The 25,351-nt window shown below is 68.6% G+C and carries 22 protein-coding genes and 1 tRNA gene; 10 read left to right on the forward strand and 13 right to left on the reverse strand.

Features of this window, described 5'->3' with window-relative positions; all coding sequences use genetic code 11:
• Window positions 1–20 precede the first annotated feature (20 nt).
• Complete coding sequence (bagA, locus tag BLV57_RS09855) at window positions 21–1,025, forward strand: ATPase BagA (protein ID WP_091289063.1); 1,005 nt, start codon at window positions 21–23, stop codon at window positions 1,023–1,025.
• A complete protein-coding gene (gene bagB, locus BLV57_RS09860; protein WP_176968558.1) occupies window positions 1,025–2,146 on the forward strand; it encodes an ATPase BagB in 1,122 nt (373 codons plus the stop codon). The genes bagA and bagB overlap by 1 nt, the downstream gene beginning before the upstream one ends.
• Before the next feature lie 45 nt (window positions 2,147–2,191).
• On the opposite strand, the gene BLV57_RS09865 is transcribed toward bagB, so the two are convergent.
• The gene (locus BLV57_RS09865) at window positions 2,192–2,500 is read right to left on the reverse strand and encodes a WhiB family transcriptional regulator (protein ID WP_091288334.1); all 309 of its coding nucleotides are present in this window, start codon (window positions 2,498–2,500) and stop codon (window positions 2,192–2,194) included.
• 319 nt (window positions 2,501–2,819) lie between these two features.
• Between BLV57_RS09865 and BLV57_RS09870 the strand changes: the two genes are divergently transcribed.
• From BLV57_RS09870 to BLV57_RS09880, 3 genes are all read left to right on the forward strand, one after another.
• Window positions 2,820–4,973, forward strand: a complete 2,154-nt coding sequence (locus tag BLV57_RS09870) for a transglycosylase domain-containing protein (protein ID WP_091288335.1) — start codon at window positions 2,820–2,822, stop codon at window positions 4,971–4,973.
• A 137-nt stretch (window positions 4,974–5,110) separates the two neighbouring features.
• Window positions 5,111–6,025: a metallophosphoesterase gene (locus BLV57_RS09875; RefSeq protein WP_091288336.1), complete on the forward strand. Its 915-nt coding sequence runs from the start codon at window positions 5,111–5,113 to the stop codon at window positions 6,023–6,025.
• 47 nt (window positions 6,026–6,072) lie between these two features.
• Window positions 6,073–6,146 (forward strand) — tRNA-Pro (locus tag BLV57_RS09880).
• 49 nt (window positions 6,147–6,195) lie between these two features.
• Here the strand turns inward: BLV57_RS09880 and BLV57_RS09885 are convergent.
• Window positions 6,196–6,951 (reverse strand): methyltransferase domain-containing protein, encoded by a 756-nt coding sequence (locus BLV57_RS09885; RefSeq protein ID WP_091288337.1) that lies wholly within the window; start codon window positions 6,949–6,951, stop codon window positions 6,196–6,198.
• A gap of 39 nt (window positions 6,952–6,990) precedes the next feature.
• Here BLV57_RS09885 and BLV57_RS09890 point away from each other — a divergent pair, with 39 nt between their 5' ends.
• On the forward strand, window positions 6,991–8,835 hold the full coding sequence (locus BLV57_RS09890) for a prolyl oligopeptidase family serine peptidase (protein ID WP_091288338.1): 1,845 nt from the start codon (window positions 6,991–6,993) through the stop codon (window positions 8,833–8,835).
• A gap of 481 nt (window positions 8,836–9,316) precedes the next feature.
• Here BLV57_RS09890 and BLV57_RS09895 read toward each other — a convergent pair whose 3' ends face one another.
• From BLV57_RS09895 to BLV57_RS09910, 4 genes are all read right to left on the reverse strand, one after another.
• Window positions 9,317–9,943 carry a TIGR03085 family metal-binding protein gene (locus BLV57_RS09895; RefSeq protein WP_091288339.1) on the reverse strand — a complete coding sequence of 209 codons (627 nt, stop codon included), beginning with the start codon at window positions 9,941–9,943 and terminating at the stop codon, window positions 9,317–9,319.
• Window positions 9,944–10,013: 70 nt separating this feature from the next.
• Window positions 10,014–11,378, reverse strand: coding sequence for a glutamate decarboxylase (gene gad / locus BLV57_RS09900; RefSeq protein WP_091288340.1), 1,365 nt, complete (start codon window positions 11,376–11,378; stop codon window positions 10,014–10,016).
• Between the two features lie 69 nt (window positions 11,379–11,447).
• Window positions 11,448–11,870, reverse strand: a complete 423-nt coding sequence (locus BLV57_RS09905; protein WP_091288341.1) for an organic hydroperoxide resistance protein — start codon at window positions 11,868–11,870, stop codon at window positions 11,448–11,450.
• Window positions 11,871–11,988: 118 nt separating this feature from the next.
• Window positions 11,989–12,564 carry an NADPH-dependent FMN reductase gene (locus tag BLV57_RS09910; protein WP_176968559.1) on the reverse strand — a complete coding sequence of 192 codons (576 nt, stop codon included), beginning with the start codon at window positions 12,562–12,564 and terminating at the stop codon, window positions 11,989–11,991.
• A 102-nt stretch (window positions 12,565–12,666) separates the two neighbouring features.
• Between BLV57_RS09910 and BLV57_RS09915 the strand changes: the two genes are divergently transcribed.
• Window positions 12,667–13,707 (forward strand): alpha/beta hydrolase, encoded by a 1,041-nt coding sequence (locus BLV57_RS09915; RefSeq protein ID WP_091288343.1) that lies wholly within the window; start codon window positions 12,667–12,669, stop codon window positions 13,705–13,707.
• A 69-nt stretch (window positions 13,708–13,776) separates the two neighbouring features.
• On the opposite strand, the gene BLV57_RS09920 is transcribed toward BLV57_RS09915, so the two are convergent.
• The 3 genes from BLV57_RS09920 to BLV57_RS09930 form a co-directional block, all read right to left on the reverse strand.
• Window positions 13,777–14,340 carry a hypothetical protein gene (locus BLV57_RS09920; RefSeq protein WP_091288344.1) on the reverse strand — a complete coding sequence of 188 codons (564 nt, stop codon included), beginning with the start codon at window positions 14,338–14,340 and terminating at the stop codon, window positions 13,777–13,779.
• A 440-nt stretch (window positions 14,341–14,780) separates the two neighbouring features.
• Window positions 14,781–15,371, reverse strand: a complete 591-nt coding sequence (locus tag BLV57_RS09925) for an acyl-CoA-like ligand-binding transcription factor (protein ID WP_091288345.1) — start codon at window positions 15,369–15,371, stop codon at window positions 14,781–14,783.
• Window positions 15,352–16,869 carry an MFS transporter gene (locus BLV57_RS09930; RefSeq protein WP_091288346.1) on the reverse strand — a complete coding sequence of 506 codons (1,518 nt, stop codon included), beginning with the start codon at window positions 16,867–16,869 and terminating at the stop codon, window positions 15,352–15,354. The genes BLV57_RS09925 and BLV57_RS09930 overlap by 20 nt, the downstream gene beginning before the upstream one ends.
• Before the next feature lie 110 nt (window positions 16,870–16,979).
• Here BLV57_RS09930 and BLV57_RS09935 point away from each other — a divergent pair, with 110 nt between their 5' ends.
• Window positions 16,980–18,167 (forward strand): MFS transporter, encoded by a 1,188-nt coding sequence (locus BLV57_RS09935; RefSeq protein ID WP_091288347.1) that lies wholly within the window; start codon window positions 16,980–16,982, stop codon window positions 18,165–18,167.
• Window positions 18,168–18,280: 113 nt separating this feature from the next.
• On the opposite strand, the gene BLV57_RS09940 is transcribed toward BLV57_RS09935, so the two are convergent.
• Together BLV57_RS09940 and BLV57_RS09945 are read right to left on the reverse strand one after the other, a co-directional pair.
• Window positions 18,281–18,649, reverse strand: coding sequence for a hypothetical protein (locus BLV57_RS09940; RefSeq protein WP_091288348.1), 369 nt, complete (start codon window positions 18,647–18,649; stop codon window positions 18,281–18,283).
• Between the two features lie 293 nt (window positions 18,650–18,942).
• A complete protein-coding gene (locus BLV57_RS09945) occupies window positions 18,943–20,133 on the reverse strand; it encodes an RtcB family protein (RefSeq protein WP_091288349.1) in 1,191 nt (396 codons plus the stop codon).
• Window positions 20,134–20,273: 140 nt separating this feature from the next.
• Between BLV57_RS09945 and BLV57_RS09950 the strand changes: the two genes are divergently transcribed.
• Together BLV57_RS09950 and BLV57_RS09955 are read left to right on the forward strand one after the other, a co-directional pair.
• Window positions 20,274–21,797, forward strand: coding sequence for a M48 family metallopeptidase (locus tag BLV57_RS09950; RefSeq protein WP_091288350.1), 1,524 nt, complete (start codon window positions 20,274–20,276; stop codon window positions 21,795–21,797).
• Window positions 21,782–22,873, forward strand: a complete 1,092-nt coding sequence (locus tag BLV57_RS09955; protein WP_091288351.1) for a DUF4034 domain-containing protein — start codon at window positions 21,782–21,784, stop codon at window positions 22,871–22,873. The genes BLV57_RS09950 and BLV57_RS09955 overlap by 16 nt, the downstream gene beginning before the upstream one ends.
• A gap of 56 nt (window positions 22,874–22,929) precedes the next feature.
• Here the strand turns inward: BLV57_RS09955 and BLV57_RS09960 are convergent, their stop codons facing one another.
• Together BLV57_RS09960 and BLV57_RS09965 are read right to left on the reverse strand one after the other, a co-directional pair.
• Entirely contained in the window at window positions 22,930–23,994 is a 1,065-nt protein-coding gene (locus tag BLV57_RS09960) for an aspartate-semialdehyde dehydrogenase (RefSeq protein ID WP_091288352.1), read from the reverse strand.
• Window positions 23,994–25,259, reverse strand: a complete 1,266-nt coding sequence (locus BLV57_RS09965) for an aspartate kinase (protein ID WP_091288353.1) — start codon at window positions 25,257–25,259, stop codon at window positions 23,994–23,996. Before BLV57_RS09965 ends, BLV57_RS09960 begins: the two co-directional genes overlap by 1 nt.
• Between the last annotated feature and the right edge of the window lie 92 nt (window positions 25,260–25,351).

The following is a 25,351-nucleotide window of genomic DNA, read 5'->3' on the forward strand; positions in this document are numbered from 1 at the left end:
CGGTGACCTACGCTGACGAGGTGACGACTCCCCTGGCCGGCTGGACCGACGAACTCGCCAGAACCCGGCTGCATTTCGTCAGCGGCAAGGGCGGGACCGGCAAGACCACTTTGGCCGCCGCGCTCGGGCTGGCGCTGGCGCACAGCGGGCGCCGGGTGCTGCTGATCGAGGTCGAAGGCCGTCAGGGCATCGCGCAGCTCTTCGACACCGAGCCGCTGCCGTACGCGGAGCAGCGCATCGCGTCGACGCCGGGCGGCGGCGAGCTGCGTGCGCTGCACATCGACGTCGAAGCGGCGCTGCTCGAGTACTTCGAGATGTTCTACAACCTGGGGTTCGCGGGCCGGACACTGCGGCGGATGGGCGCGATCGAGTTCGCGACCACGCTCGCGCCGGGCCTGCGCGATGTCCTGCTCACCGGGAAGATCAAGGAATGCGTCGGCCGCACCGAGTCCGACGGCAGGCACACCTATGACGCCGTCGTCGTCGACTCGCCGCCGACCGGCCGGGTGGTCAAGTTCCTCGACGTGACGAAGGCGCTCACCGATCTCGCCAAGACCGGCCCGATCCGCGGCCAGGCCGACGGCGTCGTCCGGCTGCTGCACTCCGGCGAGACCGCCGTGCATCTGGTCACGCTGCTGGAAGAGATGCCGGTCCGCGAGACCGTCGAAGCCGTCGCCGAGCTCGACGGAGCCGACCTGCGCCCCGGTGCGGCGCTGGTCAACCGGGTCCGGCCGCCGCGCCTGCCCGCGCGATCGATCACCGCCGCCGCCGACGGCCGCGTCGACGCCTCGCGGGTCCGCGCCGGGCTCGCCGCGACCGGACTGAAGCTGCCGGACGAGACGCTCGACGCGCTCGTCGAGGAGACCGTCGAACACGCGATCCGCGTCGCCGCCGAACAACGCGCGCGCGAACAGCTCGCCGAAGCGGATCTGCCGACGCTCGAGCTGCCCGAGCTGACCGATGGCATCGATGTCGCCGCGCTGTACGAACTCGCCGAAGCATTGACCGAGCAGGGGGTGCGCTGATGGAACTGGACATCGACGCACTGATCGACGACCCGAAGAGCCGCGTCATTGTGTGCTGCGGCTCCGGCGGCGTCGGCAAGACGACGACCGCGGCCGCGCTGGCGTTGCGCGCGGCCGAGCGCGGACGGCAGACGGTGGTGCTCACCATCGACCCGGCACGCAGGCTCGCGCAGGCGCTGGGGCTCAAGGAACTCGGCAACCACCCGAAGCAGGTGAGCGTCGACGGGTTCGAGCCCAAGGGCGAGCTGTGGGCGATGATGCTGGACATGCGTCGCACGTTCGACGACATGGTCCGCAAGCACGCCGGCCCGGAACGCGCCGAGCAGCTGCTGCAGAATCCGTTCTACCAAACGATTTCCACGTCGTTCTCCGGCACACAGGAGTACATGGCGATGGAAAAGCTCGGCCAGCTCGCAGCGACCGACGAGTGGGACCTGATCATCGTCGACACCCCGCCGAGCCGGTCCGCGCTGGACTTCCTCGACGCGCCGACCCGGCTTTCGAGCGCGCTCGACGGCCGGATGATCCGGCTGCTCACCGGCCCGGCGAAGGCCAGCGGCTGGGGTCTGCGCAAGGTGGTCACCGCCGGATTCACCATGTTCGCCAAGGCCGTTTCGACGATCATCGGCGGCCAGCTGCTGGCCGACGCGTCGGCGTTCATGCAGGCATTCGACAGCATGTTCGGCGGTTTCCGCGAGCGGGCGCGCAAGACCGCGGAGCTGCTGCGGTCCGAGGGCACGTCGTTCATCGTGGTCGCCGCCCCGGAGCCGGACGCGCTGCGCGAGGCGAGCTACTTCGTCGAACGGCTTTCGGACGAGGCCATGCCACTGGCCGGGCTCGTCGCGAACCGGACGCACCCGGTGCTGGCGCCGCTCTCGTCCGGCGAGGCGACCGCCGCGGCCGACTCGCTGGAAAAGGGCGGCACGAACGCCCCGCTGGCCGTGGCCGTGCTGCGGCTGCACGCCGACCGGGTGGCACTGGCCGAGCGGGAGTCCCGGCTGCTCGCGAGGTTCACCCGCGCGCACCCGGAAGTGCCGCTGGTCCGCGTACCCGCGCTCCCCAGCGACGTTCACGACATAGCCGGGCTCCGTGACATCGGAGACCGGCTGTCAGGAGCGTAAGCGGGAATCCCGCTCACGCTCCCCCCTCGTCTTTATTATTAGTAATTACGAAACGCGGACGACGCGACCCTCACGCTCATCCGCTTCTCTCTTGGCCGATTCGAGCAGGTCACGCCAGTTGATGACGTCGGGACGGCGACGCAGCAGCGCGCGCCGCTCGCGTTCGGTCATGCCGCCCCAGACCCCGAAACTGATTCGATTGTCGAGTGCTTCAGCGAGACATTCCGTGCGGACCGGGCAGCCCATGCACACGCTTTTCGCCCGGTTCTGCTCCGCACCGCGAACGAACAGCCCGTCCGGGTCAGCGTCCCGGCACGAGGCGTCGATTCGCCAGCTCGACTGGTTGGTTTCCATACCCCCAGCTCCCTACCTGGTGTCGACACACCAACAGGGGCAAATGCCGCTCAAGCCCCCGCGAGCGCGTCTACTCTGCTCACGTCGGTGAAACCAGCACCTCCCCGGTGCCGGAGTGCCAGTACCAGGTTGATCACCCGGTCGCTGGCTTCTCTTCGTGAGACGTTGACGGACTGTAAGGTCCCTCGGTTCCATCCGCCAGCCCTAGAATGCCTTTCGTTACCACTGGTGACCACACGGGGTCGCTTTTGTCACTGGAATGGACCTGGTGGTGGCACGAGGTCACCGTGGCCTAACCGCCTCCGCGTACCCTGATCACGTGCGGAAAACGGACGGTCTGCTGAAACTGCTCGGTCTTTGCATACTGGCGGGTGTCCTCGTCGCCGGTGTGTTGTTCCCGGTCGTGGGCGCCGCGGGGGTCATGTCGAACCAGGCGAGTGAGACGGTCGACCGGACCTCGTCCGACCTCGCCGACATACCCCCACCCCTTGTGACCACTGTCACAGACGCCGACGGCAAGGCGATCGCGACGCTGTACGACCAGTACCGGCTGCCGGTGACCGAGAACCAGATCAACCCGGCGATGCAGTGGGCGCTGGTCTCGACCGAGGACAAGCGGTTCTACGACCACCACGGCGTCGACTGGACGGGCACGCTGCGCGCCGCGGTCAGCAACACCGCGGGCGGCGACCAGCAGGGCGCCTCGACGCTGACCCAGCAGTACGTCAAGAACTACCTGATCAACATCGTCTACCGCGGCAACAAGATCGGCCAGCAGAAGGCGCAGGAGGCGTCGATCGCGCGCAAGCTCAAGGAAGCGCGGATCGCGATCCAGCTCGAGACGAAGATGACCAAGCCGCAGATCCTCGCGGGCTACCTCAACATCGTCGAGTTCTCCCGCCAGATCTACGGCATCGGCGCGGCCGCGCACGCGTACTTCGACACCACGCCGGAAGCACTCACCGTCCCGCAGGCCGCGCTGCTCGCCGGGCTGGTCAACAACCCGGCCATCTTCGACCCGTGGAACCACCCGGACAAGGCGCTGCAGCGCCGGAACCTGGTGCTGGACCGCATGGTGGAGAACCAGAAGCTGGCCAAGGCGGACGCGGAGAAGTTCAAGGCCGAGGGACTCGGCGTGGTCGAAGGCCAGCCCCAGAAGCCGGCCTCGAACTGCGTCGGCGCCGGGCCGAAGGAAGGCTTCTTCTGCCAGTACGCCTATGAGTACTTGCTCAAGGCCGGGATGACCGAAGACGACATCAAGACCGGCGGCTACACCATCAAGACCACTTTGGACCCGCGCGCCACCGACGCGGCGAAAGAGGCTGCGGAAGGCCAGGTCGCCAAGAACCAGCCGAACATCGCGAACACGCTTTCACTGGTGAAACCGGGAACGGACCGGCATGAAGTAGTAGCGCTGGCCGCGAACCGGGACTACGGCAACGAAAAAGACAAGGGCCAGACGACGTACACACTGCCTTCGGGCGTGTGGAACGTTTCAGGCGCCGGGTCGAGCTACAAGATCTTCACCTCGGCCGCCGCGCTCGACAAGCACGTCACCGGTATCTACAGCACGATCGAAACACCGAGTTTCCATGTGTCCAATGTGTTCGTCGGTTCGGACAACCCGGCCTGCCCGTTCTTCAAGGGCAAAACCCGGTGGTACTGCTTGAAGAACGCCGGTGAGGGCTACGCGCAGCAGATGTCGTTGCAGCAGGCACTCGCCACTTCGCCCAACACCGGTTTCGTAATCCTTGAAGAAAAGGTCGGCATGGCTCCGGTGCTGGAGATGGCCAGCAAGCTCGGCCTGCGTGAGACCATGGCCAGCAACGCCAATGGCGGCCCGGTCGACCCGAAGTCCGACGACCCGAACAAGAACCAGCCCCAGAGCCAGTTCTACGGCCCGAAGGCGGGTTACCCTGGCGCGGGCGCGTTCACCCTCGGTGTGAGCCCGGTCAGCGGCCTCGAACTCGCCAACGTGGCGGCGACGATCATGAGCGGTGGCAAGTGGTGCCCGCCGACCCCGATCAAGTCGGTCACCGACCGCTCCGGCCAGCCGAAGGAGATCAAGGAGGCCGCCTGCGAGCAGGTGATCCCCGAAGGTCTCGCGAACACACTCGCGGTCGGCATGAGCAAGGACGACCAGGGCGGCGGCACCTCGGCGGGCGCGGCGGGCCAGTTCGGCTGGAACCGGCCGATGATCGGCAAGACCGGCACCACCCAGAACAACGGCTCGGCGACCTTCGTCGCGGCGACCCCGCAACTGGCCGGTGCGGCGATGATTTTCCGCCCCGACTTCCCCAACGGCGGTATCACCGACGGCGGACCCGGTGGCGCGACCGCGACCAAGACACTCAGCGGCAACATGTACGGCGGCAAGGTCCCGGCGCGGACCTGGTTCCAGGCCATGACGAAGATCCTGGAGGGCCAGCCCATCGAGCCGCTGCCCGCGGAGGACCCGCAGTACACCCGCTGAACCGACGAAACCCCGAAAGCCTCTTTTGGAAGATCACACCTTCCAAAAGAGGCTTTCGGACTTTCCAGAAGCGAGCACGTATCCTGTATCCCGTGAGCACGCAGAGTGACAAAGGATCTACGGTAAAACGCCTAGCAGTGGGAACGGTCGCCTTAGGCGCGGCCACGCTCGGTTACGCCGCCGGGATCGAGCGCAGGCACTGGACCTTGCGCACCGCCGAGCTGCCCGTGCTGAACCCGGGCTCCCGGCCGATCAAGGTGCTGCACGTGTCCGATCTCCACATGCTGCCCGGGCACGTGTCGAAGCAGCGGTGGGTGGCCGCGCTCGACGAGCTGGACCCCGATTTCGTCGTCAACACCGGCGACAACCTCTCGCATCACCAGGCCGTGCCGTCCGTGCTGCGCGCGCTCGGCCCGCTGCTGGACCGGCCGGGCGTGTTCGTCTTCGGCAGCAACGACTACTACGCGCCCAAGCCGAAGAACCCCGCGCGCTACCTGATGCCCAAGGGCAGCAAGAAGCGCATTCACGGCGAGCACCTGCCCTGGCGCGACCTGCGCGCCGCGTTCATCGAGCACGGCTGGGTGGACCTCACCCACGTCCGGCGCACGGTCGAGGTGGCAGGCCAGGACATCTTCTGCGCGGGCGTCGACGACCCGCACCTGCGCCGCGACCGCTACACCGACATCTCCGGGCCAGCCGACCGCACGGCGACGCTGCGCCTCGGCGTCACGCACTCGCCCGAGCCGCGCGTGCTCGACACCTTCGCCGCCGACGGCTACGACCTGGTCATGGCCGGGCACACGCACGGTGGCCAGCTGCGGGTCCCCGGATATGGGGCGCTGGTGACCAACTGCGACCTCGACCGCACCCGTGCGCGCGGCGCGTCCCGCTGGGGTGCTCACATGTGGCTGCACGTCTCGGCCGGGCTGGGCACCTCGCCGTTCGCGCCGGTGCGGTTCGCTTGCCCGCCGGAAGCGACCCTGCTGACCCTGGTGGCCAGGGACAAAGCTCCCCAGACCACCCCACGTCAGCTCCGAAAAGCCGTCCGCTAGACTTCTCAACGACCCGAGGAGCGGCCTGCCGCTCCAAATCAGTAAGCCGGGGTGTGGCGCAGCTTGGTAGCGTGCCTCGTTCGGGTCGAGGAGGTCGTGGGTTCGAATCCCGCCACCCCGACGCGAAGCGGGCGATCAGTTCACTGGTCGCCCGCTTTTCATATCCGCGGTCATTTTGTGGCGAGCACTTCCACCCAGCACTGGGTGAAGTCGCCGGACGGGCCGCGCGACCACGTCCACGCCGAGCGCGCGGCGCTGGCGAGCTGGTCGCGGTCGGGGGTGTCCTGCTCCAACGCGGCGATCAGGCGCTGCTCGACGTAGTTGGCCAGGTCCTTGTAGGACTGGTCGACGCGATAACGGGTGTGCGTGCGCACGTCGGTGAAACCGGCCTGCTGCACTCGCCCCGGGAGATGCTTTCCCGCGAACGGGTCGCCGCCCGCGCGGCGGCGCAACAGGTAGTGCCCGCGTAACGCGGCGTCCACATTCGCTGTCTTCGGGCGAAGTTTGGCCCTGCTCCAGTCCGAAGTGGACAGTGCGAGCGTGCCGCCGGTGCGCAGCACCCGCCTGAACTCGGCCAGCGCGCTCGCCGGATCCGAGAGATGCTCGAACAGCGCATGCGCGAAGACGACATCGACGCTGGAATCCGCCAGTGGCAGCGCGTACGCCGACGCGGCGAGGAACTCTACTTTGGATCTTGGATGCTTGCGGCGGGCGTACACGAGCTGCGACGGCTCGGTGTCGACCGCGATGACCCGGCCGGCAGGCAGCAGGCCGGTGGTGATGCTGCCCGGACCGCAGCCGACGTCGAGCAGCGTGACGGCGGGGCCGAGGTGGGGCATGACGAAGGCGGCGCGGTCACCGGCGCGGCGCGCGGCCATCATCGAAATCGCGTCCTGCGCGTAGCCCGGCGCGTAACCCTCCAGCACCCCGCACACAGTACGGCTCAGAGGTGGCAGGATCGAGGGGTGAGCACGCAATCGGCACCCCAGTTTCCGGCCGCGGCCGTCCCGGACCGCCTCTTCGACGACGCAGCGGCCGAAAGCCGCTGGCGCGCGCGGTTCCACGCGTCGCGGATCTCGGTCCCGGACTGGGCGATCGACGCACCGGACGCGAACATCTACGTCTCCAACGCCAGTGGCGTCTGGGAGGTCTACGCCTGGGACCGCGCGACCGGAGAGCACCGCCGCGTCACCGACCGGCCGAACGGCACCATGCACGCCGTGCCGTCGCCGGACGGGCAGTGGATCTGGTGGTTCAACGACACCGACGGCGACGAGTTCGGCTCCTGGGTCCGTGAGCCGTTCGCGGGCGGCGCCGAGGCCACGCCCGCGATCCCCGACGTGCACGACGGCTATCCGGCCGGGCTGGAGATCGGCGACTCGGTGATCGCGGTCGGTGTCTCGACCGACGATGGCAGCAAGCTGTTCACGCACGCGAACGGCGAGACCAAGCTGTTCTATTCGAATGAGGACGACGCGGGGATCGCGGCGATGTCGCGCGACGAGCGGCTGCTGGTGATCTCGCATTCCGAGCACGGCGACTCGCGGCACCCGGCGCTGCGGGTGCTGAAGACCGGCGATTTCGCCGTCGTCGCGGACAAGTGCGACGGCGAGGGCAAGGGACTTTCCGCGCTGGAGTTCTCGCCGTTGCGCGGGGACGCCAGGCTGCTCGTGCTGCACGAGCGGCGGGGGCGCGAGGAGCTGCTGATCTGGGACGTCGAAGCGGACACCGAGACCGAGATCTCGCTCGACCTGCCCGGCGAGGTCGCCGCGGGCTGGTACCCGCGGGCCGACGCGCTGCTGGTCGCGCATTTCCACCAGGGCCGCAGCTCGCTGCACCGGTACGATCTCGCGTCCGGCACACTGTCCTCTTTGGACACTCCGCCCGGCCGGATCGGCGGCGCGGGCGTGCGCCCGGACGGCACCGTCGAATACGGCTGGTCGAACGCGGCCCATCCGCCCGCGATCCGCGTGCGCGCCGACGACGGCACCGACACCGTGCTGCTGGAGCCGCCGGGCGACCAGGCGCCGGGCTCTTCGCCGATGACGGACGCGTTCGTGGACGGCGTCGGCGGGCAGATCCACGCGCTCGTCTCACGCCCGGCCGACGCGCCGGAAGGCCCGCTGCCGACGGTCTTCTCACTGCACGGCGGTCCGCACGCGGCCGACGAAGACCGCTTCTCGGCTTACCGCGCGCTGTGGCTCGACGCCGGCTTCGCGGTCGTGGAGGTCAACTACCGCGGCTCGACCGGGTACGGCTCGGCGTGGCGTGACGCCATCGAAGGCCGCCCCGGCCTGACCGAACTCGAAGACGTAGCCGCCGTGCACGACTGGGCTGTCCAAAGTGGACTCGCGTCGGCTTCGCAGTGCGTCGTGAACGGAGCTTCCTGGGGCGGCTATTTGTCGTTGCTCGCCTTGGGCACCCAGCCGGAGCGGTGGGCGGCGGGGATCGCGGGCGTTCCGGTGGCGGACTACGTCGCCGCGTACGAGGACGAAATGGAGCAGCTGCGCTCGTTCGACCGCGCGCTGTTCGGCGGCTCGCCGGAGACCGTGCCCGCGGTGTACAAGGAATGCTCGCCGATCACTTACGTCGACGCGGTGACCGCGCCGGTACTCGTGCTCGCGGGCGACAACGACCCGCGCTGCCCGATCCGCCAGATCGAGAACTACTTGAGCCGTCTCGCGGCCCGCGACGCGACTTTCGAGTTCTACCGCTACGACGCCGGCCACGGCTCGCTGGTGATCGCCGAGACGATCAAGCAGACCTCGATCGAGGTCGGGTTTGCGTTGCGCGCCTTGGGATTGCGCTAAGTAGTTGAACCTTCCACAGGTGTTATCCACAATCGGGTGACCCTGTGGATAACTCGCCGGATCTGGGGGTTCTGTCGGTGACGGTCGGTAGACTGTTGCAGGGCGGAGCCCCCAGGGCGGGTGGGGGGTGTGTTACTTAGGGTGGCCCGAATTTTCGGCCGGTTTCGCGGGCTGCCCCGGACGGCGGGGCTGCGCGAGGTGACAAGGGCGGCCCTTGTCACCTCTAGCCACACAAGGGCCACCCTTGTTTCAGTGCTCAGCCAAGCAAAAGGGACCTAGGCCGAGGCTCGGGTCATCTGAACGCACAAAAGCCACGTTCATAACGCTGAGCGGCACATAAGCCACGCTCGTTCCAACCACGCCGCCCCAAAAGTCGGGCGAAAGCGACATCGCGGGGCCGCCTCGCGGCGTGAACGTTGTGAAAGTGGCGTTCGCAACGCTCAAGGTTGTGAACGGGGCGTTCACAACGAAGGAGCCCGGGTCAGAGGCCGCGCGAGGCGTCCTGCAGGGTCGCGATCGCGGATTCCGTGCCCTCGAAGGAAAGCCGGACCGCGGAGCGGCCGAACGAGTACAGCAGCAGGTCCATCGGCTCGCCCAGTACGGACACCGCCTCGCCGTTGCCGTGCGCGATCACCGACTGGCCGCCCGGGGTTCGCAAAGTCACGCCGACGCCGCTGCGGCGGTAGAACATCTTCGCCGACTGCTTCACCGAGGCCCAGGCGGCTTTGTCGCGCGAGGTGTCGGCGGGGCGCGGGGCCCAGTCGGGCTGGGCGCGGCGAACGTCTTCGTGGTGGACGAGGAACTCCGCGGTGTTCGTCAGCTCGTCGAGCGCGCCGAACGAGGTCGGCCAGTACCAGGGCGGGCCGGAGCGGACGGTCGAGACCAGCTCGGCCCATGGCCGCTGGGCGTAGTCGTTCTGGACGCGCTCGGTGTGCTTGGCGAGCGCGGGCAGGATGATGCCGGGTGCGGCGTCGACGCGGTGCTCGCGGACCACCAGGTGGGCCGCGAGGTCGCGGGTCGTCCAGCCTTCGCACAACGTCGGCGCGTCCGGGCCCAGCTCTTCGAACAGGTCACACAACGCGCGGCGCTCATCGCGGGCTACTCCCATGCTTGGAAGATACAGCGGCGCGAAGCGCCTCGGTTGAGAGTGGCGGTGGGAGACGGGCGGGCCTAACCCATCAATGGTGGAAGGCGGTACCGCTCGCGGGTGCCGTCACAATGCCCTCCGACACCGCCCGGCCGAGATCGGCGAGCAGCAGGTCGGCGAGGTCGCGGGTGAAGCCGTTGCGCACCACGATCCGCAGCACCGCGAGGTCCGTCCGGTTCTCCGGGAACGTGTACGCGGGCACCAGCCACCCACGCTCGCGCAGCCGCCGCGACACGTCGAACACCGTGTAGCCGGCATCCGGCTTGACCGTGAAGGCGAACACCGGCAGCTGGTCGCCCCGCGTGAGCAATGTGAACGGTCCCAGCGCCTCGATCCCGGTCGCCAGGTACGTCGCGACGTCACGCGAAGCCTGTTGCACGGCGCGGAAACCGTCGCGCCCGAGCCGGACGAAGGTGTAGTACTGCGCGGCCACCTCGGCGCCGGGGCGCGAGAAGTTCAGCGCGAATGTCGGCATGTCGCCACCGAGGTAGTTGACGTTGAACACCAGCTCCTCCGGCAGCGCCGCCTTGTCGCGCCAGATCGCCCAGCCGACACCCGGGTAGACCAGGCCGTACTTGTGTCCCGAGGTGTTGATCGACGCCACCCTCGGCAGCCGGAAGTCCCACACCAGGTCCGGATCGAGGAACGGCGCGATCATCGCCCCGGAAGCGCCGTCGACGTGCACGGGGATGTCCAGCCCGGTCCGCTCCTGCAGCGCGTCCAGCGCGGCCGTGATCTCGGCGACGGGCTCGTAGCTGCCGTCGAAGGTCGAGCCGAGGATGGCGACGACGCCGATCGTGTTCTCGTCGCAGCGCGCGACCGCCTCGTCGGCCGTGAGGTGGAAGCGGTCGCCGTCCATCGGCACGAGCCGCGGCTCGACCTCCCAGTACTCGCAGAACTTCTCCCAGCACACCTGGACGTTGGCGCCCATCACCAGGTTCGGCCGCCCCGTCCGCCCGAGCTTGGACCAGCGGCGCTTGAACGCCATGCCCGCGAGCATGCAGGCCTCGGACGACCCCGTGGTCGAGCAGCCCATCACCGCGGTCGGATCCGGCGCGTTCCACAGGTCGGCGAGGATGGTCACGCAGCGGCGCTCCAGCTCGGCCGTCTGCGGGTACTCGTCCTTGTCGATCATGTTCTTGTCGACGCATTCGGCCATCAGCCGATCGGCCTCCGGCTCCATCCACGTGGTGACGAAGGTGGCGAGGTTGAGCCGGGCGTTGCCGTCGAGCATCAGCTCGTCGCGCACCAGCCGCAGTGCCGTGTCGGCGGGCAGCGGATCGTCGCCGAGCCGGGTGTGCGGCAGCGTGACGCCGGCGGCCAGCGCCGGGTTGTCGACGTACAGCGGATTCATCCCGCCGTGCGGAGCGGGCTGCTTTCCCTCGTGCAGAGCCATGATCTCGACGGTAGTACGACGAAGGCCACCCCGCCCGTGCCGGCGGAGTGGCCTCGCGAAGGAAAGAACTCAGACGGTGACGGTGAGGTTGACCTCGATGTTGCCGCGGGTCGCGTTCGAGTACGGGCAGACCTTGTGCGCCTGCTCGACCAGCTGGTCGGCGGCGGCCTGCTCCAGGCCGGGCAGGTTGACCTTGAGGTCGACACCGAGACCGAAGCCCTCGCCCTGCTTGAACACGCCGACCTCGGCGGTGACCGAGGTCTGCTCGATCTTGACCTTGCCGACGCGGGCGACCATCTGGACCGCGCTCAGGAAACAGGCCGAGTAACCGGCGGCGAAGAGCTGCTCGGGGTTCGTCTTGTCCCCGCCGGGGCCGCCCATCTCCTTGGGGATCGCCAGCGACTCGTCGATGACGCCGTCGGACGACGTCACCTCGCCGTTGCGTCCTTCGCCGGTCGCCGTCGCCACCGCGGTGTAGATCGCCTGCGTCATTTCTTGCCTACCTCCATGTCAGACACGCCCCATTGAGCGTCACGCCGGTAACAACATCACGGACACGTGAAGCATTACCACCACATGGCAGGCGTCACTTGACGGAATACGCGGTGACTTAGTCGCGCACGTTCCGCTGAGCGAACTCGGTCACCTGACGGCCGATCAGCCGCAGCGTCCGCACGACCTTCTCCTCCGACGCGCCGCCCGCTTCGTCGAACTTGACCTCGGCCGTGTTGACCGAGCCGCCGAGCGGGGTCGGCCAGCCGCGCAGCGCGTGCGTGATCGTGCGGAGCTGCTCGAGCGTGGTCACCGCGGCCTGCCAGCCGAACGCGACCGCGGCGAGCCCGACCGCGCGGCCGTCGAGATACGGGCGCTGGTCGTCACGCAGGTCTTCGATGTAGTCCAGCGCGTTCTTGACCAAGCCGGACAGCGCGCCGTGGTAGCCGGGCGAGACGACGATGATGCCGTCGGCGCCACGCACGGCCTCGATCAGCCGCTCGGCGTTCTCGGTGCGCTCGGGGATGGCCGAGTCGTAGAACGGCAGCACGAGTTCCGGGCCGGTGATGAGGCTCGTCCGGGCGCCAGCCTCTTCGGCACCGGCGAGCGCGATCTGTAGGGCCCGCTCCGACTGCGAACCGTCGCGAAGCGAACCACCGATACCGAGCACCTTGACCGCCGCTGTAGAACTCACGCCTTCGAGGCTAACCCCTCCACTTAACTGGAGGACCAGGGTTTGGGACGGAGTCCTGTGTCACACCTGGCGCCGATACCTACTCACAAGTAACCTCCAGGGATGGCCATTCCAGTGCAGATCCGGGTCCAAGCCGCGTTGTCGCAGGTCATCTACGGCCTGCCGAAGCCGCTGCGCAGGCTCATCGCGGGCAAACCGGTCCGGCTGGACGGCCAGGAGCTCGCACTCGACGCTCAATTGCTGCTTCGGCTTCAGCAATTGAGCGGAGCCGAGCTGTCCAACGGCGACGTCGGGGAGTCCAGGACGAACCTCGCCGCGGCCAGGCACCTGGTCAGCGGCAAGCCGATCGGTCCGATGTCGACGCGCGAGCTGAAGATCCCCGGGCCCGGCGGCGACATCCCGGCCACGCTGTACACGCCTGCCGGGCTGGCGGAACCGTCCGGCCTGCTCGTCTACTTCCACGGCGGCGGCTGGGTGATCGGCGACCGCGACAGCCATGACAACACCACGCGGTTCCTGGCGAAGCACGCGGGCGTGCGGGTGCTGTCGGTCGAATACCGGCTCGCGCCGGACCATCCGTGGCCCGCCGCGCCGGAAGACTGTGTCGCCGCGTTCGACTACGCGCACGCCAAGGCGAGTGAGCTCGGCGCGGATCCGGCGAGGATCGCGGTCGGCGGCGACAGCGCGGGCGGCAATCTCGCGGCGGTCGTCTCGCAGGTGACCACGCGGCGCGGTGGCCCGGCGCCGAAGTTCCAGCTGCTGTTCTACCCGGCCACGGACTTCTCGACACGGCGGCGGTCGCGGGAGATCTTCGGGATCGGCTTCTTCCTCACCGACGAGAGCATGGACTGGTTCAGCGGCCACTACCAGGCCGACGAGACCGATCCGCTCGCTTCCCCGCTGCTCGCCGACGACGTTTCCGGATTACCGCCCGCTTATATCGCGACCGCCGGATTCGACCCGCTGCGCGACGAGGGTGAGGCTTATGCGAAAAAGCTTCAAGACGCCGGCGTTTCCGTCGCATTGAGCCGTCAGGACGATCTCATTCACGGTTACGTCAATTTCCTCGGCGTCGGCACGCGATTCCGCGAGGCGGTTTCCGAAGCGGCGGGCGCGCTCAGGCTCGGCCTGAGCAAGGAATAGCATGAGAAAACCCGAGGCCGGTGCGGCTCCTTTCCGCACCGGCCTCGGGCTCCCCCGATTCGGGTTCCGCTACGGCGTGGGCAGCGGAACCGGAAGCGCCGGCGTCGGCACGCCCGGCAGGGGCAGCGCAGGCAGCGGGAGCGGAATCGGGAGCGCCTTGAGCAGGCTCGACAGCAAGCCCGTCAGCGCGTTCAGCAGCGTCTTGAGCAGGTCACTGACCACGCTCAGCGGCGGCGGCAGGTCAGGGATCAGCGCGCCGACGTCCGGCAGCGGCGGCAGCTGGCGCGGCGTCGCGCCCGGCGTCGTCAGCACCCGGCTGACCTCGACGGAGCGGGCCTTCGCGTCGACCGCGAGGTCCTGTGACTCCACCTGGATCGCGTACTTCTTACCCGCGGCGAGGTCGGCCAGCAGCGGAGTGAGCTTCTTGAGCTGACTCTTCGTGCCTGCGACGTCTCCGGCGTAGGCGATCTTCGTGAGATCGTCCCGTTGCTTCAGAACCTGAGCGAAAGCCGCCTCGGTGGTCGACGACCCGTGGCCACCGACCGGGCTTGCGACAGCCATCCCGCCCGAGGCCACCGCCAGCAGACTGCCGGTCGCGATGACCGCAATCGTTCGGGCAAATTTGCCTTTCATTCCTAACCTCCTGGCCTCATGGACCCAACGGGGTAATGCGTACTCGCCGTGTCGGAGAATCACCAGCCGATCACCGATTGGGGACGCTTTCTAACCCTTACGTGCCGGATTCGAAGCTGGAGGGATTGACCTCAATTGATTAACAAGTTGATCTTGCCCTTACCTCGGAAGATCAACTTGATCGAGGTCAAAAAACGCGCTCCGTCACCGCGTCACGCTTTAGGGCAAATCCGCTCACTCTTACGAATGCAATGAGCCAGGTTTCGGCCGCGTCACTCCGCAGGACGGCGTGTCGAGACTGCTCCAGACGGGTGGGGGTCCCCCACCGACGCACCACCAGTCGCATGAAACATCTTCATTCCCACCAGACGCAGCGCGGCCCGCCATATGTCGACATATGGCGGGCCCGCTTACCTCGTGGTGGGAGTACTCCAGGTTACTTACAGCGGCAGACCTGCTTCGAGATGGCTTAACGCCTCTTCGAGCCGCACGTAACCGTCGTCTTGGCGGTCCATCATCGCGGCCAGGATGACGCCGATGATCGCGCCCGCCCAGTTGCGTACCTCGAAGTCGTCCGGCGAGCGCCCGAGCCTGGCCGCGGCGCCCTCGGCGAGCATGGTGATCCCGTCGGCGAACTGCGACATCGCGCGGGCGCGCAGCTCGGGGACCTCGAAGGTGAGCCGCTGCCGGTCCTGCTCGACCTGCCAGTCCTCGCCTGCGAGGCTGTCGAACACCTGCCGCATCGTGCTCCGGATCGCCGCGGTCGGCGACAGCTCCGGCGGCTGCTCGGCGAACACGCGCATGAGCACCGGGTCGAGGCCGTCGTAGAGCACGGTGTCCTCTTTGGTCGGGAAGTAGCGGAAGAAGGTGCTCTGCGAGATCTCCGCCGCCTCGGCGATCTGGTCGACGGTGGTCGCCGCGTATCCCTGCTCGCGGAAGAGCCGCAACGCGTGCCGCTGGATCGCGGCGCGCGTCTTGGCCTTCTTCCGTTCGCGTAGGCCCACAGGCTGCTCAGAGCGCGACGAGGTCATGACCCGATTCTGCCGTCTCCTTCACCTCGCGCGGCAGGAACACCACCGACAGCAGGATCCCCAGCGCGCCGAAACCCGCGGAAGTCCACAGCGTCGCGTCCATCCCGGACACGAAGGCGTCGCGTGCGGAAGCCAGCAGATCCGGCGAGTTCAGCTGCTGCGCGACGGCGGCCGCGCCCGACGCGCTCCCGCGCACGGCCTCGGCGACCGGTCCCGGCAAGCCGGTGACGTCGACGGCGTCGCGGTAGCCGGAGTTGAGCACGGTGCCGAGCACCGCGACGCCGATGGTGCCGCCGACCTGGCGCAACGCCTGGATCATCGCCGAGCCGGAGCCCGCGCGGGCGTCGCTCATCGCGTTCATCGCCATGGCCGTGACCGTCGGCATGGTGAAGCCGAGGCTCAGTCCGATCAGCGTTTCCCAAGCCGCCACGAAGCCGTAGCCGTCGGCGGCCGACGTGGTCGCGCCGAGCACGAAACCGCCGGTCATCAGCACGAAGCCGACGATGACGATGCCGCGCGGACCCGCCTGCGCGACCAGCCGCTCGGCGACCTTCGCGCCGACCAGCAGGCCGCCGATGATCGGCAGCAGCCGCAGGCCGGTGACCAGCGCGCCCGCGCCCTCGACCGCCTGGAACAGCTGCGGCAGCACGAAGATCAGGCCCATCATCGCGAAGGACGAGACCGTCGCCAGCAGCGCGCCCCAGGTGAACTCGCGGGACCGGAACAGCGCGACGTCGACCAGCGGCGCGCGGACCCGCCCCTGCCAGAACCCGAACGCCGCCAGCAGGAGCGCGCCCGCCGCGACCGCGAGCCAGGACAGCCCGTCCGACCAGCTCGTCTCGCCGATCCGCACGAACCCGTAGGTCACCGCGACCAGCCCGGCGCTCGACAGCGCGATGCCGGCCAGGTCGATCTGCCCGGCGCCCGAGCCGCGCAGCGACGGGATCAGGAAGACCACCGAGACCAGCCCGATCAGCACCAGCGGCACGTTGATGAGGAACACCGAGCCCCAGGCGAAGTTGTCCAGCAGCCAGCCGCCGAGCACCGGGCCGAGCGGGATGCCCAGCGAGTTGGCCATCACCCAGATGGTCAACGCCTTGGGCCGCTCTTGCGGCGGGAACAGCACCGTGACCAGCGACATCGACAGCGGGATCAGGAAGGCCGCGCCGACCCCCAGCGCGGCGCGGGCGGCGATCAGCTGGCCGGGTGAAGCCGCGAAGGCGCACCACACGGACGCGCCGCCGAACACCGCGAGCGCGCCCATGAGCAGGCGTTTCTGGCCGAGCCGGTCACCGAGCAGGCCCGCCGGGAGCAGCAGCGCGGCGAGCACGAGCGTGTAGGCGTTCGAGAACCACTGCAGCTGTGTGGTCGAGGCGTGGAGATCGGTCGCGAGCGTCGGCAGGGCGACGCTGAGCACGGTGAGGTCGAGGCCGATCACGATCAAAACGACGCTGAGCGCGCCCAAGGCCCACCAGCGGCGGGGATATGGCGAAGTCATAGTCGCCCCCTTTCGATAGCAACTCTCAAATGAGAGTAGCTGTCAAAATCTCTCCCGCCAAGCCGGAAAATTAGTTGCACGCGCGTACCAGGTTTTGCTGTGATCGAGATGTGCCTCTGACCCCGTACCGCCGCGTGCTCGCCGTGCCCGGGGTTCGCAGCTCGATGCTGCTGTTCTTCTTCGCGCGCCTCCCGATGACGGCCATGGGCATCACCATGACGCTGCACGTGGTCGGTGACCTGGGTAAGGGCTACGGCGCGGCCGGGCTGGTCGGCGCTGCCATCACGCTCGGGAACGCCGTCGCGGCGCCGGTGCTCGGCAGGTTGATCGACCACTACGGGCTGCGGCTGGTGACCGTGATCTGCGGGCTCAGCACCACCGCGTTCTGGCTGGTCTCGCCCTATCTGACGTTCCCGGCGCTGGTGATCGTCGCGCTCCCCGGCGGCATACTGACCGTGCCGGCAGGGTCGATCGCGCGGCAGGTGCTCGCGGCGCTGGTGCCGGAGACCAAGCGGCGCACCGCGTTCTCACTGGACACGATCTCGGTCGAGATCTCGTTCATGTTCGGCCCGGCCGCCGCGGTCTTCGTGGTCACCCAGTACTCGTCGACGCTGATGCTGACCGCGATCGGCGTGTCCTTCGGCATCTCGTCACTGCTGCTCTACCTGATGAACCCGCCGATCCGCGGCGAGGACGAGACCGCGTCAGACGAGGGCGGCCGCCCGCCGATGCGCAGCTGGCTGCGCGGCAAGTTCATCTCGACGCTGCTGATCGCGGTCGGCGCGCTGTTCGTGCTGATCGGCACCGAGGTCGCGGCCATCGCGGCACTGCGCGACACCGGCAACGTCGAATGGACCGGCATGGTGATCATCGCGATGTGCGTGGCCTCCCTCATCGGCGGGATCGTGCACGGCGCGGTGCACAAGTCGCTCTCCCAGGGCTGGCTGGTGTTCCTGCTCGCGGCGCTGACGTTGCCGGTCGGGTTGTTCATCCAGCCGTGGTGGCTGCTCGCGCTGGCGCTGATCCCGATGAACCTGATGTGCGCGCCGACGCTCGCGGCGACCACCGAGACGGTCAGCAAGCTCGCCCCGCCGCAGGTGCGCGGCGAGGCGATGGGCATCCAGGACGCCGCGACCAGGCTCGGCCTGTCGCTCGGCGGGCCCGCGATCGGGTTCGCGATCGACCACAGCTCCGCGGCGTGGGGCTTCTTCGCCGCGGGCGCACGGGCGTTGGTGCTCGCGGGCTTCGGGAAGGCTTTCGAGCGTTCGCTCAAGCCGGAGCCCGTGCTGGCATCGTGAGCGTTGAGCTACTCCCCAGGGCCGCGCAGGTGACAAGGGCGACCCTTGTCACCCAGAGCGTTGCAAGGGGGCCCCTTGTCACGTGCCGCGGAGGGCAGGCCGAGGCGGAGGGTTTAGGTGCAGGCCTGGCGGAGGCTGTCGAGCCGCTCGGCGTTGCGCTTGGCCCAGCGGCCGACGACGCCGAGGTCCTCGAAGCGTTCCTTCTGCACCTCGACGTAGGAGTCGGCCATGGTGAGCAGCGACTTCTTCACGTCCTGATCGCTGACGTTGGCCGCGAGCTCACGCAGCCTGCGTTCCTTGTCGGCGGCACGCGCCTTGATCTTCTCCGCGTCGACCAGCGGATTGAGGTCCGCGAGGCCGAGCGCCTCTGAGCAGGCCGAGACCTTGTCCGCGGTGCTGTTGGCCTGGTCGACCGCCGAGTTGACCTCGGCGCACCCGCCGGCCAGGAACGCGGTCGCGAGCAGGAATCCCCACCTCTTCATAAAACCAAAGTACTCGTGAGTGCTTTGACCGGTTCTAACCGGCCATACCACTCACGACCCATGCCCCCGCCTCGCCAGGCATCGCACGAAAGCCCCGTTCGTCACGCTCACCGTGACAAACGGGGCTTTCGTATGGTGCTGCGCGGGGGTCGTGAGCGTTGCGGGCGGTTAGAACCGCCCGCAACGCTCACGACCCCTGACCTGGCGAAACGTGGGCTCCTCTTGGCCACGCCGTGTGCCGGGGTCGTGAGTGCTTTGACCGGTTCTAACCGGCCATAGCACTCACGAGCGCTTCAGCCCTTCACGCAGACGACCTGCTTGATGTGGGCGACCACCTTGACCAGGTCGGTCTGCGCCTTGATGACCGACTCGATGTCCTTGTACGCGGCCGGGATCTCGTCGACCACGCCCGAGTCCTTGCGGCACTCGACGCCCGCGGTCTGCGCCGCGAGGTCGTCGGCCGTGTAGAGCTTCTTGGCCCGGTTACGCGACATCCGGCGGCCGGCGCCGTGCGACGCCGACTGGAACGAGGACTCGTTGCCGAGCCCGCGGACGATGTACGACCCGGTGCCCATGCTGCCCGGGATGATCCCGAGGTCACCCGAACCCGCGCGGATCGCGCCCTTGCGGGTCACCAGCAGGTCGACGCCGTCGTAGCGCTCCTCCGCCACGTAGTTGTGGTGGCACGAGATCGCGTCCTCGTAGCGGACGTGCGGGATCACGTCGGCCACGGCCTGCTTGACCAGCGCGACCATGGTCGCGCGGTTGCGGGCCGCGTAGTCCTGCGCCCAGAACAGGTCACGCCGGTACGCCGCCATCTCGGGCGTGTCCGCGACGAAGACCGCGAGGTCGGGGTCCGGCAGGTCGGCGTTGTGCGGGAGCTTGCGGGCGACCGCCATGTGGCGCTCGGCGAGCTCCTTGCCGATGTTGCGCGAACCCGAGTGCAGCATCAGCCACACGCGACCGGCGTCGAGACCGCCCTGCTCGAGGCAGACCTCGATGAAGTGGTTACCGCCACCGAGGCTCCCGAGCTGGCGCGCGGCCCGGTCGTGCAGGTCCTGGACGCCGGTGTGCAGGTCGGCGAACGACTTCCAGAACGTGTCCCAGCCGCCGACGCCGTGCACCCTGGCCGGGTTCACGGGCGTCTTGTGCAGCCCGAAGCCGACCGGCACGGCCCGCTCGATCCGCTTGCGCAGCAACGAAAGGTCGTCCGGGAGGTCCGACGCGGTCAGCGAGGTGCGCACCGCGCTCATCCCGCACCCGATGTCGACGCCGACGGCGGCCGGCGAGACGGCGTCGCGCATCGCGATCACGCTGCCGACGGTCGCGCCCTTGCCGTAGTGCACGTCCGGCATGACCGCGACGCCGTGGACCCAGGGCAGGTTCGCCACGTTCCGCAGCTGGCGCATCGCCTGGTCCTCGACCGACTGCGGGTCCGCCCACATCCGGATCGGCACGCGGGCGCCTTCTACTGCGGTGTACATGACTGGCCTTTCGTCAGGGAATGTGTCCACTGAGGATGCACGGCCCCGGTGTGGCCGAACAACCGATTTCGGATTCCCATACGGCCGTGCGACACTTTCCCCGGCGCCCTGACCGGCGCGTTTCTGGGGAGGAACAACTCGTGAAGTTCTCTGTGCGCGCGGCGACGGCCGTCGCGTTGCTGGCCGGTTTCCCGGCACTGGTGCTCGCGCTCGTCGGCGGGCTGGTCGCGTTCGAGGTGTTCGCGCTCCAGCACTCGATCTTCGTGGCGATCAAGCTGGGGATCATCACCGTCCCGGCCACCTACGCGTTGCTCAAGGGCCTGCTCTCGGTCGTGAAGCGCACCGGCGACGAGGTCGAAGGCGTGCTGCTCACCGAGGCGGCGCAACCGGAGCTGTGGGCGCTCGTCCGCAGGCTCGCCGTGATCGCCGGCACCCGCCCGCCCGACGAGATCTACCTCACCGGTGAGGTCAACGCGGCGGTCGCCGAGCAGACCCGCTGGCTCGGCCTGCGTGTGCTGAAGCGCCGGATGTTCATCGGCGCGCCGCTGCTCGCCGGGCTGCGCGAGGACCAGCTCGCCTCGGTGCTCACGCACGAACTCGCGCACTACAGCCACAACGACACCCGGCTCGCGGGCGTCACGTACGGCGGCAAGCGCGCGGTGGTCGGCGTGCTGTCCACTTTGGATCACAGCGACTGGTTCCAGAAGCTGATCGGCAAGCTGTTCACGCTCTACGCCAAGCTGTACTTCCGCGTGTCCAGCGCGGTTTGCCGCCGCCAGGAGCTGGCGGCGGACCGGCTGAGCGCCCGAGCGGCGGGCAACGAGGCCGCGACCAGCGCGCTGCGTGAGTCGTACGCGATCGACGCGGCCTGGGACCTGTTCATGGCGCGGTACGCGGTGGTCGGCTGGAAGGCGGGCTACCTGCCGTCCGAGGTGTTCGGCGGGTTCGCCGAACTACGCGATTCGGTCGACGACCAGCTCGAGAAGATCCGTCGCAACCCGCCGGACCAGGCGGGCCCGTACGACTCGCACCCGCCGGTCACGGTCCGCGTCGCGGCGATCGAGGCCCTGCCGGACGAGCCGATCATGGTCTTCGGCCGCGGCCCGGCGACGGCGTTGCTGCGTGAGTCCGCGGCGGTGCTCGACGAGGCGCTGCTGACCAGCCTGGTCCCAGAAGCCCGCGAGAAGCGCCGGGTCGACTGGCCGACGCTGGTGAACCTGAGCTGCCGCGCGGACGCGATCCCCGAGGCTCTGTCCACTCTGGACGCGGCGGGCCGGGCGATGCGGCGGGTCAGCACGTACCGGACGCTGCTCGACGCGCTCGACGCCGGGCTGATCCTCGAGCTGGTCGTCACCGACGCCAAGCCGGACCCCGGCGCGGGCCCGCGCGCCCAGCGGGAGTTCGCGAAACTGGCCGTCCGGGACGGACTGTCCTCAGTGATCCAGATCGCGCTGGCCGACGCCGGGCTCGCGCGCTGGGACCTCTCCTGGTCCTCGCCAGGCGAGCTGGTGGTCGACGAGCCGTACGCGAGCGAGTTCGGCGAAGCGCTCGACACGGCCGTCGACGGGAACACCCTCGAGCTGCGCCGGCTGCTCACATCCGCGAAAGTCGATCTTGACACCCGCCCCCTGCCTGAACGGAGTCAGCCGTGGTCTTCTCGATGATCTTCAAGCCCAAGGAGCGCCGCGCGATCCTCGCCATGATGCGGGAGGCCAAGAAACGCGGCGTCGAGATCGACGAGCTCGCCGACCTGGTCGGCCCGTTCGAGCTGATGCGGCTCACCGGCCAGTACCCCGACGCCGATGTCACCAAGTACGGCCTGGTCCCCGACGACCAGGTCGTCAAGGAGATCCACACCGACCCGGCGCTCAAGAACGCGGCCGACGCGGCCAAGCGCGGCGAGTGGCAGCAGGCCGCGATGCTGGTGAACGCGACCTGGGGTGATTGGGAGACCCGGGGCAAGGTGGTCTCCCGGCTGGCCGCCATCGCCGCCGATGACGACACCTGGCTCAAGTCCTGGCAGCGCGCCGAGCCAGGCAACCCGCACGCGGCGGTCGTCGACGCCGAGGCGCTCGTCTACCTCGCCTGGCAGATCCGCGGCGGCAAATGGGCGTCCGAGACGTCGGCGGCCCAGTTCGCCGGCTTCGAGCGCACGCTGAACAAGGCCGAAGCCGCGGCGTGGCAGGCGACCGAACTGGTGCCCGCCGACCCGACGCCGTGGTCGACCCTGATCACGCTCGGCCGCGGCCTGAGTGTCGACCACGAGGACTTCGACCGCCGCTGGCAGGGCCTGATGGAGCGCGCGCCGCTGCACCGCCGCGGCCACGACTCGGCGTTGCAGTACTGGTGCGCGAAATGGCAGGGCTCGCACGAGGAGATGGTCGCGTTCGCGCGGTCGGGCGCGGCCAAGTCACCCACGCTGAGCGGTCTGATCATCCGCGCCGCCTACGAATGGGAAGACGCGAACCAGCGCGTCTGGCAGGAACCGTGGGCGCGTCAGGGCTTGGAAACGCACCTGGCCTGGCTGTCGGCGGACGGCGCGGACAACCACTACGTGCACGACGACCTCGGCTGGGCGATCACCGGCCTGATGCGCACCAAGCGCGACGCCGAGGCGATCCCGCTGTTCCAGCGGCTCGGCGCCTACGCGGGCGGCGAGCCGTGGAACTACCACAGCGACCCCGTCGGCTACTTCTGCTACCAGCGCGCGACCGTCTGCCTGGCCGCCAAGAAGCGCTGAGAACGGGATAAAGCCCGCTTTATCCCGGGGATAAAGCGGGCTTTATCGCGTGTCGACTAGGAGAACTCGGGGGCGAGCTGCTCCGCGATCTCGTAGGTGTTCAGCGCCGCGCCCTTGCGCAGGTTGTCGCCGCACACGAAGAAGTCCAGCGTGTTCGGGAAGTCCAGCGCCTGGCGCACGCGGCCGACGTAGGTCGGGTCGCCGCCGACGACATCGGCGGGCGTCGGGAAGACGCCGTTCTCCGGGTCGTCGACCAGCACGACCGTCGGCTGGGCCTCGAAAACCTTGTGCGCGGCCTCGACGGTGACCTCACGCGCGAAGGTCGCGTGCACGGCCAGCGAGTGCGTGGTGACCACCGGGACGCGGACGCAGGTGGCCGAGACCTTCAGGTCCGGGATGCCCAGGATCTTGCGGGATTCGTTGCGTACCTTGAGTTCCTCGGAGTACCAGCCGTCGCCCTTGTACGACCCGGCCGACGGGACCACGTTGAACGCCAGCGCCGCCGGGAACGGCGAGTCCGCGATCGGCAGCCCGGCCGCCTCCAGCGCCTCGCGCACGTCTCCGGCCCGGACACCGAGGCCCTTGCCCGCGACGGCCTCGAGTTCGGCGTACAGCCTGTCGACGCCTTCCTTGCCAGCGCCCGAAACCGCTTGGTACGAGGCGACGACGAGTTCCTTGAGCTCGAACTCGCGGTGCAGCGCGCCGAGCGCCGCCATCATCGACAGCGTGGTGCAGTTCGGGTTGGCGATGATGCCCTTGGGACGCGAGGTCACCTTGTCGGCGTTGACCTCGGGCACCACCAGCGGCACCTCGTCGTCCATGCGGAACGCGCCCGAGTTGTCGACGGCCACGGCACCGCGGGAGGCCGCGATCGGGGCCCACTCGGCGGAGATCTCGTCCGGCACGTCGAACATCGCGATGTCGACGCCGTCGAACGCCTCCGGCGAAAGGGCGACGACCGTCAGCTCTTCGCCGCGCACGGTGATCTTCTTACCGGCCGAGCGCGCCGACGCGATGAGGCGGATTTCGCCCCACGGCACGGTTTCCCTGCCGTTGATGATGTCGATCATGACCGTGCCCACGGCTCCGGTCGCGCCGACGAGCGCCAGAACTGGTGCCATTACCGTCCACTCCCTGCGTATACGACGGCCTCTTCGTCGCCGCCCAGTTGGAAAGCCTCGTGGATGGCGCGCACCGCGTCGTCGAGCTGCGCTTCCCTGATCAGCACCGAGATGCGGATCTCCGAGGTGTTGATGATCTCGATGTTCACGCCGGACTGCGCCAGCGCCTCACAGAACGTCGCCGTCACACCGGGGTGCGAGCGCATGCCCGCGCCGACCAGCGAGACCTTGCCGACGTGGTCGTCGTAGAGCACCGACTCGAAGCCGATCTCGGCCTTCATCGACTCGAGCTCCTTGACGGCCTTGGGGCCGTTGGCCTTCGACAGCGTGAACGTGATGTCCGTGCGGCCGGAGACGGTGCTGGACACGTTCTGCAGCACCATGTCGATGTCGATCTCGGCGTTCGCGATCGAGCGGAAGATGCGCGCGGCGGCGCCCGCGTGGTCCGGCACTCCGGTCACGGTGATCTTCGCTTCGGACCTGTCGTGCGCGACGCCGGTGATCAGCGCTTGTTCCACGGGGATCTCCTCAATCGAACCGAACACGGTCGTGCCCGGCTTGTCGCTGTAGGACGAACGGACCACGATCGGCACACCGTAGCGGCGGCCGTACTCGACGGAACGCAGGTGCAGGATCTTCGAACCGCTCGCCGCCAGTTCGAGCATCTCTTCGTAGGCAACGGTTTCGAGCTTGCGCGCGTTGGGCACCACCCGGGGATCGGCGGTGTAAACACCGTCCACATCGGAATAGATCTCGCACGCGTCGGCGCCCAGCGCCGCCGCCAGCGCGACGGCGGTGGTGTCCGAACCGCCCCGCCCGAGCGTGGTGATGTCCTTGGTGTCCTGCGAAACACCCTGGAACCCGGCGACCAGCGCGATGTAACCCTGCTCCAGCGCCTGGGTGACCCGGCCGGGGGTCACGTCGATGATGCGCGCGTTGCCGTGCGCCGAGGTCGTCACCACGCCCGCCTGCGAGCCGGTGAACGACCAGGCTTGGGCGCCGTACGCCGAAATGGCCATCGCGACCAGCGCGTTGGAGATGCGCTCACCCGCGGTGAGCAGCATGTCCATCTCGCGCTCCGGCGGCACCGGGTTGACCTGCTGCGCGAGATCGAGCAGCTCGTCGGTGGTGTCACCCATGGCGGAGCAGACGACGACCACGTCGTTGCCCGCCTTCTTGGTGGCGACGATGCGTTCGGCAACCCGTTTGATCCGGTCGGCACTTTCCAGCGACGAACCGCCGTACTTCTGGACCACGAGCGCCACGCCCGAACCTCCTAGCCGGGGCCGGGCCGGGCTCCTCAGGGCATCGAGAAGCCCCCCGCGTCCCTCATTTGCACAGGAGCCTACCGGTCCGG

This window comes from Amycolatopsis xylanica (assembly GCF_900107045.1).
Taxonomy (GTDB): domain Bacteria; phylum Actinomycetota; class Actinomycetes; order Mycobacteriales; family Pseudonocardiaceae; genus Amycolatopsis; species Amycolatopsis xylanica.